The organism is Salegentibacter sp. BDJ18, from assembly GCF_017579965.1.
In the GTDB taxonomy this organism is placed as follows: domain Bacteria; phylum Bacteroidota; class Bacteroidia; order Flavobacteriales; family Flavobacteriaceae; genus Salegentibacter.
Window position 1 is genome coordinate 115,272 of the sequence record NZ_JAFLQX010000013.1, and the last position, 12,139, is coordinate 127,410.

Annotated in this window: 11 protein-coding genes; 6 read left to right on the plus strand and 5 right to left on the minus strand. The window is 36.9% G+C overall.

The annotated features are described in order from the left end of the window. Positions 1-38: 38 nt before the first annotated feature. The 5 genes from J0871_RS07695 (at position 39) to J0871_RS07715 (ending at position 6,420) form a co-directional block, all read left to right on the plus strand. Complete coding sequence (locus J0871_RS07695; RefSeq protein ID WP_208224662.1) at positions 39-1,106, plus strand: glycosyltransferase; 1,068 nt, start codon at positions 39-41, stop codon at positions 1,104-1,106. Positions 1,107-1,383: 277 nt separating this feature from the next. Continuing rightward, positions 1,384-2,574: an O-antigen ligase family protein gene (locus tag J0871_RS07700; protein WP_243870432.1), complete on the plus strand. Its 1,191-nt coding sequence runs from the start codon at positions 1,384-1,386 to the stop codon at positions 2,572-2,574. After that, on the plus strand, positions 2,531-3,547 hold the full coding sequence (locus J0871_RS07705; RefSeq protein WP_208224665.1) for a glycosyltransferase family 4 protein: 1,017 nt from the start codon (positions 2,531-2,533) through the stop codon (positions 3,545-3,547). The genes J0871_RS07700 and J0871_RS07705 overlap by 44 nt, the downstream gene beginning before the upstream one ends. 96 nt (positions 3,548-3,643) lie before the next feature. Further along, complete coding sequence (locus tag J0871_RS07710; RefSeq protein ID WP_208224666.1) at positions 3,644-4,666, plus strand: glycosyltransferase family 4 protein; 1,023 nt, start codon at positions 3,644-3,646, stop codon at positions 4,664-4,666. A gap of 359 nt (positions 4,667-5,025) precedes the next feature. Then, the gene (locus tag J0871_RS07715) at positions 5,026-6,420 is read left to right on the plus strand and encodes an exopolysaccharide biosynthesis polyprenyl glycosylphosphotransferase (protein ID WP_208224671.1); all 1,395 of its coding nucleotides are present in this window, start codon (positions 5,026-5,028) and stop codon (positions 6,418-6,420) included. A gap of 49 nt (positions 6,421-6,469) precedes the next feature. Here J0871_RS07715 and lnt read toward each other — a convergent pair whose 3' ends face one another. Beyond that, complete coding sequence (gene lnt, locus J0871_RS07720; RefSeq protein ID WP_208224673.1) at positions 6,470-8,062, minus strand: apolipoprotein N-acyltransferase; 1,593 nt, start codon at positions 8,060-8,062, stop codon at positions 6,470-6,472. A 160-nt stretch (positions 8,063-8,222) separates the two neighbouring features. Between lnt and J0871_RS07725 the strand changes: the two genes are divergently transcribed. Beyond that, complete coding sequence (locus J0871_RS07725; RefSeq protein WP_208224675.1) at positions 8,223-8,987, plus strand: CDP-alcohol phosphatidyltransferase family protein; 765 nt, start codon at positions 8,223-8,225, stop codon at positions 8,985-8,987. 205 nt (positions 8,988-9,192) lie between these two features. Here the strand turns inward: J0871_RS07725 and lptB are convergent, their stop codons facing one another. From lptB to J0871_RS07745, 4 genes are read right to left on the minus strand one after another with little or no spacing between them, the layout of a single operon-like run. After that, complete coding sequence (lptB, locus tag J0871_RS07730) at positions 9,193-9,933, minus strand: LPS export ABC transporter ATP-binding protein (RefSeq protein WP_075325973.1); 741 nt, start codon at positions 9,931-9,933, stop codon at positions 9,193-9,195. A gap of 45 nt (positions 9,934-9,978) precedes the next feature. Further along, the gene (locus J0871_RS07735; RefSeq protein WP_208224677.1) at positions 9,979-10,329 is read right to left on the minus strand and encodes a carboxymuconolactone decarboxylase family protein; all 351 of its coding nucleotides are present in this window, start codon (positions 10,327-10,329) and stop codon (positions 9,979-9,981) included. A gap of 2 nt (positions 10,330-10,331) precedes the next feature. Next, on the minus strand, positions 10,332-11,159 hold the full coding sequence (gene tatC / locus J0871_RS07740) for a twin-arginine translocase subunit TatC (protein WP_075325975.1): 828 nt from the start codon (positions 11,157-11,159) through the stop codon (positions 10,332-10,334). Continuing rightward, the gene (locus J0871_RS07745; protein WP_208224679.1) at positions 11,159-12,124 is read right to left on the minus strand and encodes a KpsF/GutQ family sugar-phosphate isomerase; all 966 of its coding nucleotides are present in this window, start codon (positions 12,122-12,124) and stop codon (positions 11,159-11,161) included. Before J0871_RS07745 ends, tatC begins: the two co-directional genes overlap by 1 nt. Positions 12,125-12,139: the final 15 nt, after the last annotated feature.

Sequence of the window (12,139 nt, forward strand, 5' to 3'; positions counted from 1 at the left end):
ATAATCAGGGTGACGTTTATAGAATATAATATCAAAAAGTGAGAGTACTGCAATTAATAGATAGTTTAAGGCCGGGTGGTGCAGAAAGGATGGCGGTAAATGTAGCCAATGCTCTAGAACCACATTTGGATGGATCTTTTTTATGTTGTACGAGGATGGAAGGTTTTTTGAAAGCCGAGTTAAAAACGAAGGTGGGATATCTTTTTTTAAATAAAAAATCCAGTCTTGATCCTAAAGCGATTTTGAGACTGAGAAATTATATAATTGATAACAAAATTGACATTATCCATGCCCACGGCACTTCTTGGTTTTTGGGAGTGTTGATGAAGTTATCGAATGAAGTAAAACTCGTATGGCATGATCATTATGGGGAAAGTGAAAATTTGGAAGCAAGAAACATAAAAGTGCTTAAGCCACTTTCAGGGTATTTCGATGGAATTATATCTGTAAATATAGTTTTGAAAAGATGGGCTGAAAAAACACTGAAGGCTGAACGGGTAATTCATTTAAATAACTTTATTGTTGAAAATGGAATAAGAAGTCCATTTCCGAAATTAAAAGGAGAAATTGACAGTTTTAAGATTATATGTGTTGGGAATATAAGACCACAAAAAGATCATCTTAATCTCTTGAGGGCTTTCGAATTAGCGGCGGCTTCTAGCCGAATAATCAGTTTACATTTAATAGGGGAAGATCCTGACACTGCATACTCTAAAGCTGTGCTTGAAGAGATTTCTTCATCGGCAGCCGCTGATAGAATCTTTTTCTACGGAACCCAAAAGAATATCTCTAAAATATTAAAGCAGGCAAACCTGGGAATTTTATCCTCTCGTTCAGAAGGTATGCCTTTGGCATTATTGGAATATGGAATGGCCGCTCTGCCGGTTGTATGCACAAATGTGGGGCAGATTCCAGAAGTAGTCGGAAACGCCGGGATTTTGGTGGATCGGAACAACTCCGAAGAACTTGCTCAGGCAATTTTAAGTCTTGCTGAAAATAATGAACTTTGCTTACTTAAAGGAGCAGAACTAAAAAGTAGAATAAGTTCTCGATTTGGAGAAAATTCCTATAGATTAGATTTACTTAATTTCTACAAAAGAATTTAAGTTTATACAAGCGAAATCTTATTGAAACAAGTGAGTAAATAAACAGGTTCTAGAATATTAAAACTTATTCGATGATTTCATCCTGAGATTATATATAAAAGGAAACCCTATTAAAAAGCTAGAATACATAAACTATCTAAAATTACTATTGCTTCATCTTTTGATAGCAGTGTTGGTATATATGTATAGACCGGCGGGCCAGTTTTTATTATTCGGTACGTTAGGCTTTTGGATATTTTATGTCATTCTAAAAGAAAATAAAAATAATGAAGCCCTAATGGCTGCGGCCTATATTTCCGGGGCGGAGGTTTTTTATCGAATGACCGGTTCTATGGTTTTTTATGAAACCGGTAAATATTCCGTTATTTTGTTTCTGCTCATTGGAATGTTTTACAAAGGGACTTCTGTAAAAACTGTTTCGTATTGGTTTTACCTACTTATTCTTTTCCCTGGTGTGGTCGTCGCTTCGTTTACATTAGATTATGATGTTGTTTTTAGAAAAGCCATAGCTTTTAATCTCAGCGGCCCGGTGACTTTAGGAGTTTCGGCATTATATTGTTATTATAAAAAAATAACTAAAACCCAGTTTGATTATGTAATGCTGATGCTTTTGCTGCCGCTTGTTGCCCATATGTTTTACCTGTTTTTGTATACCCCCAGTATTGGTGAGGCTCTTATGAGCGGAACTAATTCAAATTATGCTACGTCGGGCGGTTTTGGTCCTAATCAAATTTCTACAGTAATGGGAATGGGCGCCATAATACTCTTTACTCGTTTTTTCCTTATCAAAAATAAAACAATAAATTTTATAGATATTGGGTTGCTGTCCATGATGAGCTATCGGGCGATTATAACTTTTTCCAGGGGTGGTGTATTAACTGCATTCATTTGTATTATAGCCTTTATTGCTGTGTATTTTTATAAACAGGATAGTAAGGAGCAAAGCAAGATTGTTTTTAAAATGGGAGTATTTGGCGTTATAGCCGTCATTTTATGGATATTTACAGCTATAAAGACTGAAGGTCTTATAGTTAATAGATATACTAACAGAGATGCAGCTGGAAGACTGGAAGATGATATCACTACAGGAAGAACAGAACTTATCATTACCGAGCTTCAAGGATTTTATTATAATCCCGTAATTGGTATCGGCGTTGGAAAAGGGAAAGGAATGCGTAGCGAAATGACCGGAACTGCCACTGCTTCCCATAATGAAATTAGCAGATTATTATCAGAACATGGCCTTTTGGGACTGGTTGCTATTCTAATTCTTATCTTAGTTCCTATAATTTTCTGGACAAAGTTTAAGAACAATTATTATTTTTTGGCGTTCTTAGCATTTTGGTTTTTAACCATTAATCATTCGGCAATGCGAATTGCCTTACCGGGCTTTGTGTATGGATTGGCCTTATTATATATAGTAGATGACAAAAAGCATCCTGTACATAGGAAACGACTTACAGATTAACAGCTTTACGGCAACCTATATCTCTTTTTTTAGCAAAATGCTGCGGAAGGAAGGTTATAAGGTGAAGACAGCTTCTACCCGAAGTAATAAAGGCCTGAGGTTAATCGAAATGCTTGAACTCATTGTGCGCTATCATAAAACTACCGATGTTGTGCTGATCGATACTTATGGGGCGATGAACTTTTACTACGCCTATCTGGTGGCTAAAACCTGCCAGGCGTACAATTTAGAATATATACCTATTTTACACGGTGGTAACCTTCCGGAACGCTTACACGCTTCCAAAAAATACAGTAAGAGTCTCTTTGGAAAAGCCAAAATCAATATAGCTCCTTCTAAATTTTTATATGATATTTTTAAAGCTGAAGGTTTTTATAATATCAAAATTATTCCCAATGCGATTCAAATGGAGAATTATCCGTTTAAAAAGCGAGAAAATTTTGCTCCTAAATTATTATGGGTAAGACGATTTCAGAAACGCTATAATCCGGTAATGGCTTTAGAAGTGCTTTTATTGTTGAAAAAAGATTATCCGAACGCCAAACTTTGTATGGTAGGGCCAGATAAGGACGGAACGATGAAAACCTGTAAAAAGTTTGCCGCCAAAAATCAACTTGACATTGAGTTTACAGGGAAATTGAAGAAAAAAGCCTGGGCAAAACTTTCAAAAAACTACGATTTCTTTATCAACACCACAAATATAGATAATACTCCCATTAGTGTTATAGAAGCAATGAGCCTGGGGCTGGCAGTGGTTTCCACAAATGTTGGAGGAATGCCCGTTCTCATTAAGAATAATGATGATGGCCTACTGGTGCCGGTTAATAATGCCCAGGATATGGCTGCAGAAATTGATAGGCTTATAAAAAATCCGAAAAAAGCACAATCTCTTACCGAAAATGCCCGCAAGAAAGTTGAAAATTTTGCCTGGGAAAAAGTAAAAACCGATTGGAACAGGGTGCTCAACTCATGAAACCAGCACTATGCTGGACCCAAAGATTGGCCACAAGCCGAAGTATAATTATAAATTTGTTCCTAATTCCAACCTTTGGGTTAAAAATATAAACAGATGAAAAAACTGCTTTATATAGGCAATGAACTAGAAAACCGGGGCGGGGCGCCAACTTCTATAGATAAATTATCTCCATTATTAAGAAATGAAGGTTTTGAAGTAAAGACTTCATCTTCCCATAAAAATCAGGTGCTGAGGTTATCTGACATGTTAACTTCTATTATTAAAAATAAAGCTTGGGTAGATTATGTGCTAATTGATACCTACAGTACACGAAATTTCTGGTTTGCCGTGCTCACAGCTCAACTCTGTAGGAATTTGCAGATTGATTATATTTTGCTTCTCCACGGTGGTGAGCTTCCGTTGAGATTAAAAAAGGATCCTCAACTATCTGCTTCCTTATTTAAAAATGCAAAAATGAATATTGCGCCTTCACGCTATCTTTTTGACATATTTCAAAAAGCAGGATATGCAAATCTGAAATACATTCCGAATTCTATTTTTTTAAAAGATTATCCATTTAAACCGAGGAAAGTCTTAAAACCAAAACTCCTTTGGGTTCGTGCTTTTGCTGAGATCTATAATCCGATACTTGCACTCCAGGTTTTGGAAAAACTTTTAAAAGAATTCCCTGCAGCCGAACTTTGTATGGTGGGGCCAGAAAAAGACGATTCTTATAAGGAATGCGTGAATTATGCTAAAAAAAATAAATTACCGGTAAAATTCACTGGAAAATTAAGCAAGTCTGAATGGATCGCACTTTCAGAAGGATATGATATTTTTCTTAATACAACTAATGTAGATAACACCCCGGTAAGTTTAATAGAGGCGATGGCTCTCGGATTACCAATTGTTTCTACCACTGTTGGCGGAATTCCTTATTTGCTTCGGAACGAAGAAACGGGAATTTTGGTTCCGTCCGATGGTGAATCCGCTATGCTAAGTGCCATTAAAGAATTACTTATAAACCAGGATTTATCCAAAAAACTTTGCAGAAATGCTCGACGGCAGGCAGAAAAATTCGATTGGGAAATTGTAAAAAAGGATTGGAAAGATGTTTTTCTTGGCAGATTGTATTAGTTTGGGTTTTCAGCTTAAAAATAACCTAATTTCACCCTTTTGGTACTTTTTTATACCTATTTATACTTTTTGCGTGCTTTTTGGCCTATAATGCTACATTTAGGTGCTTAATATACCTTTTGAAACCCCGGTTTTCTACTGCAGCCCTTTATTTACAAGGGGTCATTGGGGGCTTCTCCCTATCTACTCCCTACTTACTTGCTGTCTACTTGCTATTTAAGTACTATTTGTCAGTATACTTTTAATTTAGGTGTACTTGCATTTATGGTTTTATATTAAAATTTTTGATGCTCGATTTTCCTCATTAAAAGTTGAAGAAATTAAAAAAATTCTATCTTTAGCCCGTAAGTAGGTAAGCTATGTCCCAACGGCCACTTGTACATTTTGAAATCTCTGAGCGCAAGGTATTACTGCGTTTGTTAGACTCGCTTTGTATTTTAACCTGTCTCAGCCTGATAGGAATTATCTTTGAATTCGATTATTTTAGAATAGATTCACAAAACTGGTATTGGACCCTCGTTTTACTCCTTTATTTTAACCTTTTTGCCAGCATTTTTGAACTCTACGATCTCCAAAAAGCGTCAAATTTTGATAGCGTATTGCAGAACTCATTGTTAAGCTCTGGAGCAACGGTTTTATTCTATATGCTTACGCCTTTTTTAACGCCAAGTTTGCCTGAAAATCGATTGCAAATTCTATTTTTCTTTCTCGCAATTTTGATTCCGCTGTTACTGTGGCGACTGGTTTACATTAGGTTAATTTCTTCCCCAAGGTTTTATAAGCGGGTACTGGTGGTTGGCAATTCTTTTGATATAAACCTTATTAGTTCCGATCTTCAGAAATCTGATCCCAATTACGTGGTGGTGGGTTATATTAAAACCGAAGATCGCATTTCTTCAGAAATAGATGAAGATAGATTAATTAGGTTCGGAATAAAAGACCTTACAGAAGCTATTAAAGAGCATCATATAAACGAAATTGTGGTGGCCAGTGGCTACAAAGAAGGTTTGATGCTGCCATTGTATAACCAGTTAAGTGTTTTGCTGAAGGCGGGTTTTCCTATTAAAGATTATACACAGGTTTACGAAGAAATTACCCAGCGCATTCCCGTGCAGCACGTAGATAAAGATTTTTACCGATATTTTCCTTTTAGCCGAAGTAATCAGAATAAATTTTATCAATTTTTCTTTAGAATATTCGATATTATTATCGCGATAATAGGGCTAACCTTTTTGATACTGATGCTGCCAATTATTCTAATAGCCAACTTTCTGGGCAACCGTGGGTCCCTTTTTTACCGGCAGGAAAGAATTGGTAAATACGGAGAAGTTTTCAGGATTTTGAAATTAAGAACTATGGTAAAAGATGCGGAGCCCAATGGACCTCAATATGCCCAAAAGAACGATTTACGCACTACTCGCTTTGGAAAGTTTTTAAGAAGGTCTCGTCTAGATGAAATCCCGCAGTTTTATAATGTTTTAAAAGGGGAGATGAGTTTGATAGGCCCAAGACCCGAAAGACCTGTTTTTGTTGAGGAATTATCTCAAGTGATTCCTTTTTATGAAACTCGCCATGTCATAAAACCCGGCCTAACGGGTTGGGCGCAAGTAAAAGCCGATTATGGAAATGGCCAGGCCGATAGTCTTGTAAAACTGCAATACGATCTTTACTATATTAAACACCGTGGGATTTTTCTTGACCTGAATATTATCCTGAAAACCTTAAGTACGGTAATTTTCTTCCGGGGACAATAGTTTAGCTGGCAGTCTTCAGTATTCAGTAGGCAGTTGCAGGAAACAGTATCTAGGTGGGACGGTTTCTTTTATACTTTACCACAGCAAATAAGAAAATAAACAGAGCCAGGAATTGCGCTACTCTCGCTAAATAATCTCCATATTCTACGTAGAAAGTTTTTTCTGAATTAAGATGAATATCAGCTTTGATACTTCCTTGTTCCTCATAACCCAGGCTTTTTGTGATTTCTCCTTTTTGATTGATAAATGCTGAAATCCCAGTATTTGCACTGCGCACTACATCGCGACGGGTTTCTATAGCACGTAATTTAGCATAACTAAGATGCTGCTTATGGCCCTGGGAATTGCCCCACCAGGCATCGTTCGTAATAATGCTAAGAAAATCTGCGCCATTTTCTACATATCCCGTTACATATTCTCCATAAACAGATTCGTAGCAAATAATGGGGCCTGTAGCCGAATTATTATTTAAAGCGAAAACTTCCCGGTCTTCCTGTGTGGTCTTCATCGCTACGGTGCCGCCCAGATCTATCATAACATCACCTAAAATAGGTTTCAGAATTTCCTGATAAGGAAAGTTCTCTACGCCAACTACGAGTTTAGATTTATGATAAAGCTGCGGAACATCTTCCGAATTCATTAAAAAAGCCGAATTATAATCGTCGTACCAGTCGTTTGGTCCTAATTGATTGCTTTGTTCCCTAACTTTTGCCGGATCGCTGAACCTTTCATAAAAAGAAATCCCACTAAGAAAATTAGTTTGAGGATATTTATTTATAAGTTGTCTGGAGAAAAAAGCTGCTTCAGATTGTTCAAAATTAGGAAGCACGGTTCCATCGGCAAAAACGGTTTCTGGAGCTAAAATAAGTTTAGTGTTCTCACTCACTTTTTCTTCACTGAGCTTCAGTAGTAACTCGCCAATCCGGGTATCGGTGGTATTGTATTTTTCGGTATACGGATTAATATTTGGCTGCAGGATAACCACTTCCATCGTTTCTCCTTTTTCTTCAACCTGGCTTAATAATAAATAGGAAATCCCAATGGGGATTAAAATCAGTAATCCCATTTTGAAGATTCCGCGGTAAATAAAATCTTTATCCTTGAATTCTTGGTAGAGTAATACCGCTTTAAAGCAAGCGATATTGGCCAGCCAAACCCAAAGTGTGCCGCCAAAGGTTCCTGTATATTCATACCACTGCACCCAGTTTTGAAATTCAGAAAAAGCATTTCCCAGGTTTAACCAGGGCCAGGAAAATTCCCAGACGAGATGCAGTTTTTCAAAAACCATCCAAATGCTAACCAAAAAGGCTGATGCAGCGCTAAATCCGGTACGTTTTGCTACAATATGATAGAGCAAAAATACCAGTGCCATTAATAGAGAATTGACCAAAACTGCAAAGGCGCCGCCAAATGCGGTAGAAAAATAGAGCCAGTATGTTGTAATGAGGTTCCAGAGGAAAAAGCTTAAATAAGCCAGGCCAAGCACCCTCCATTTAATATATTTCTTTTTAGAATTTCTTACTTTAAATTCTGCATATAGTAGCGGTACAAACGCGACAAATAAAAGCAAAGGAAAGCCATAAGTTGGCCACGCAAATGCTAATAAAAGTCCGCTTGAAATTGCATAAAGAAGGTTTTTCATACTTAGGAAATTCTTTTCAAAAATAACAAACTATTCTTTTTTAAAGAGAATTCGGTAGCTTCTTTGAAGTTAAAGCTTTTGTAATTGTTCTTTCTGAAATTAAAAAAACTTGTACAAACAGGCGGCAATTGCTTAGTTTAGTATTTTAGAAAACCAATCTATGAGTATAAAAAGACATATCCCGAATTTAATTACGCTTTTAAATCTTCTTTGCGGGACCATCGCGGTTATTTTTGCTGTACAGGGAAGTCTCATTATGGCCGCTATTTTTGTAGCTGGCGGAATTTTCTTCGATTTTTTTGATGGGCTTGCAGCCAGAAGCTTAAAAGTTTCCAGTGATATTGGGTTGCAACTTGATTCTTTAGCCGATGTTGTTACCAGTGGAGTAGTACCGGGAATTGTGATGTATCAATTGCTGGATAACGCGTTGCCGGGAAATTCTGGAGTAGAAAACACGGGTTGGGAAGTGAATCCCGGTTGGTGGGATTGGAATTTTAATACGCTTGCTTTAACCGGATTGCTTATTTCTTTAGCTTCGGCTTACAGGTTAGCAAAATTTAATGTTGATGATAGGCAAACCGATTCATTTATAGGCGTTCCCACTCCGGCAAATGCACTACTGGTTTTAAGTTTTCCGCTTATTTTGACTTATCAACCCGATAGTTTTTTAACCGGTTTAATTTTAAATGAATGGTTTTTAATTGCTATTACTCTTCTTAGTTGTTATCTCCTAAATGCCGAAATAAAACTTTTTGCCCTTAAATTTAAAAACTGGGGTTTTGCTGATAATAAAGTACGATACTTCTTTCTTTTATTATGTTTGGTGTTAATCCTGGTATTTCAGTTTGTAGCTGTACCCTTAATTATTTTGAGTTATGTGATTTTATCCGTGGTTTTTCCGAAGAAAGAAGAGAAAGTACATTAAAAATCTCACAGGTTTTTAAACCTGTGAGGTTTAGGATTTATGGTGTAGCTGAAATTATTCTTCAGGATATATCGTCACCCTGAACTGGTTTCAGGGTCTAAATTGTTGAGTATTAGATGCTGAAACCAGTTCAGCATGACGTAATTTGATGCGTCCCTTTGGAAAGCTATAATTGATATATTACAGAATTTGAGTAGTGCGATTTTTATTTAAATAACTTCTTCTTTCTAAGTTCGAAGTTTTGTCCCAGATAAACTTTTCTCACCATTTCGTCTTCGGCGAGTTCTTCGGGTTGGCCGTGTTTTAAGATGCTTCCTTCAAACATCAGGTAAGTTCTATCGGTAATCGCCAGGGTTTCCTGCACGTTATGATCGGTAATAAGAATCCCGATATTTTTATCCTTTAACTGTGCTACAATTCTTTGAATATCTTCTACAGCAACGGGATCTACTCCCGCAAATGGTTCGTCAAGAAGAATAAAATTAGGATCGGTTGCGAGGGCACGGGCAATTTCTGTACGGCGGCGCTCTCCACCACTTAAAAGGTCACCGCGGTTTTTTCGAATATGGCCTAAACCGAATTCTTCAATTAGGGTTTCCATTTTATGGTGACGCTCTTCTTTAGAAAGATCGGTGAGTTCCAATACACTCATAATATTGTCTTCAATACTAAGTTTTCTGAAAACCGAAGCTTCCTGGGCTAAATATCCAATCCCGTGCTGTGCTCTCTTGTACATTGGATATTTAGTGATATTAACCTGGTCTAAAACAATTTTTCCGGAATTTGGCTTAATAAGACCCACAATCATATAAAAAGAAGTGGTTTTACCGGCACCGTTTGGCCCCAGTAATCCTACAATTTCTCCCTGGTTCACTTCCAGCGAGATTCCTTTTACAACTTCTTTTCCTTTGTAGGCTTTAACTAAATTCTCGGCTCGTAATTTCATTCAAATAGCATTTTAGAGCTAAGTTACATTTTTTATGCCAGCCTGTTATTCTTTAGATTCCTCTAAGGCTTCCCAGTATTCGTGGGCACGACGCAGATGAGGAATTACAATTGTACCTCCAATTAAAGTTCCAATACTCAGGGTTTCCATAACCTGCTCTCGGGTTAAACCTTCTTTGTAACTGGATTCTAAATGGTATTTTACACAATCGTCGCAACGTAAAACCAGGGAGGCCACAAGGCCTAATAATTCTTTTGTTTTTTTATCTACCGCGCCTTCTGTAAAAGCATTGGTATCTAAATTAAAAATCCTTTTGAGTACTTTATTGTTCTCACCAAGGATTTTATCATTCATCTGCTGACGGTAAGCATTGAATTCGTCAACTTTATTAATCATAGCTATTTTTTATTAAATTTTCTTTGTTCTTGTTTGTAGATTACCTTTGAAATAATAATACTTACTTCATAAAGTATCAATACCGGAATAGCCACAATTATCTGGCTAACAATATCTGGAGGGGTGATTATTGCTGAAAGAATCAGTACAATTACCAAAGCATATTTTCGGTATTTTTTTAGGAATTGTGGCGTTACCACTCCAACCCTGGTAAGGAAATAAATAACAATAGGGAGTTCAAAAATAAGTCCGCTGGCTAACACTGAAGCTCTAACCAAACCTATATAACTACCCAAATCAAAATCGTTGAAAACTGTTTCACTTACCTGATATTTTCCAAGGAAATTTATAGATAATGGCGTAACCACATAGTAACCAAAAATTACTCCTATAAAAAATAGCAGGGAAGTAATAAATATAAATCCTTTGGCGTGTTTGCGTTCATTATCGTGCATTGCCGGGGCCACAAATAACCAAAACTGGTATATTACATAGGGAAAAGCAATAATAAACCCTGCGGTTATAGAGGTCCAGACGTGGGCTGAAAATTGCCCGCCCATGGTTCTACTTTGAATTCTAAACGGCATCTCGTCAAAACAGAAACCGGCATCTAATCCAAGAGAAGTAGAAATTCGGCAAAGAATATCATAAGAGAAAAAATCGCCTCTACTGGGGCCAAAAAGTAATACGTCAAAGATAAATCCCTTTAAAAGAAAAGCTATAGAGCCTGCAACAACAATTGCTACAACAGATCTTATTAGATGCCATCTTAAATCTTCTAAATGGTCCAAAAAGGACATCTCTGGTTCAGGGGTGCCAATTTGCTTCATTATAAAATTCCTTCTCGAATTAGGTTATGTATATGTACTACACCCGCGTAGGTTAGGTTATCCAGGGCAAGTAACTGGGATATTTTATTTTCTTCCAGCATTTCTAAAGCGTCTACCGCCAGTGAATCCTGGTCTATGGTTTTTGGCGCGGGACTCATAATATCTCTTGCTGTAAGATTTTTGAATTCGGTATTGTTTTTAAGCATTCGCCTAATATCTCCATCGGTGATTATACCAATAATTTTATTGTTTTCAATTACCGCAGTTACTCCAAGCATTTTTTCTGAAATCTCTATAATTGCATCTGTAACTGAAGTTTCTGGTGTAACCTGGGGTTTCATATTTTGCGCCGTAATATCGCTTACTCTCAGGTAAAGCTTTTTACCAAGCGAACCACCGGGATGGTATTTTGCAAAATCTTTTCGTGAAAATCCTTTCAATTTTAAAAGACAGATTGCCAAAGCATCTCCCATAACCATTTGTGCCGTTGTACTTGTTGTAGGTGCAAGGTTGTTAGGGCAGGCTTCTTTTTCTACATAAGAATTCAATACATAGTCAGATTCCCTTCCAAGAAAAGATTCTTTATCGGCAGTAATCCCTATAAGTAGATTGTTGAAATCCTTAATATAAGGCACCAGTACTTTTATTTCAGGGCTATTTCCGCTTTTAGAAATACAAATTACTACATCGTCTTTTTGTATGGTTCCCAGGTCTCCGTGAATAGCGTCTGCAGCGTGCATAAAAATTGCAGGTGTGCCGGTAGAATTGAGTGTAGCTACTATTTTTGTGGCAATTACGGCACTTTTTCCTATGCCGGTTACAATTACCCTTCCTTTAGCTTTATATATTTTTTCTACGGCTTCGGCAAACTCACTATCAATAAAATTTTCCAGGTTTGCAATTGCTTTGGCCTCAATGGAAATGGTTTCTTTTGCAGCAATAAGGATTTTTTCCTTCAGTTTCAAATTTAGATAAAATTA

Excerpts from the sequence above, each read along its gene's own strand:
- J0871_RS07700 (WP_243870432.1), top strand. The coding sequence starts at position 1,384 with ATGGCTGCGGCCTATATTTCCGGGGCGGAGGTTTTTTATCGAATGACC.
- J0871_RS07705 (WP_208224665.1), top strand. The coding sequence starts at position 2,531 with ATGACAAAAAGCATCCTGTACATAGGAAACGACTTACAGATTAACAGC.
- J0871_RS07710 (WP_208224666.1), top strand. The coding sequence starts at position 3,644 with ATGAAAAAACTGCTTTATATAGGCAATGAACTAGAAAACCGGGGCGGG.
- J0871_RS07715 (WP_208224671.1), top strand. The coding sequence starts at position 5,026 with ATGTCCCAACGGCCACTTGTACATTTTGAAATCTCTGAGCGCAAGGTA.
- lnt (WP_208224673.1), bottom strand. The coding sequence starts at position 8,062 with ATGAAAAACCTTCTTTATGCAATTTCAAGCGGACTTTTATTAGCATTT.
- J0871_RS07725 (WP_208224675.1), top strand. The coding sequence starts at position 8,223 with ATGAGTATAAAAAGACATATCCCGAATTTAATTACGCTTTTAAATCTT.
- lptB (WP_075325973.1), bottom strand. The coding sequence starts at position 9,933 with ATGAAATTACGAGCCGAGAATTTAGTTAAAGCCTACAAAGGAAAAGAA.
- J0871_RS07735 (WP_208224677.1), bottom strand. The coding sequence starts at position 10,329 with ATGATTAATAAAGTTGACGAATTCAATGCTTACCGTCAGCAGATGAAT.
- tatC (WP_075325975.1), bottom strand. The coding sequence starts at position 11,159 with ATGAAGCAAATTGGCACCCCTGAACCAGAGATGTCCTTTTTGGACCAT.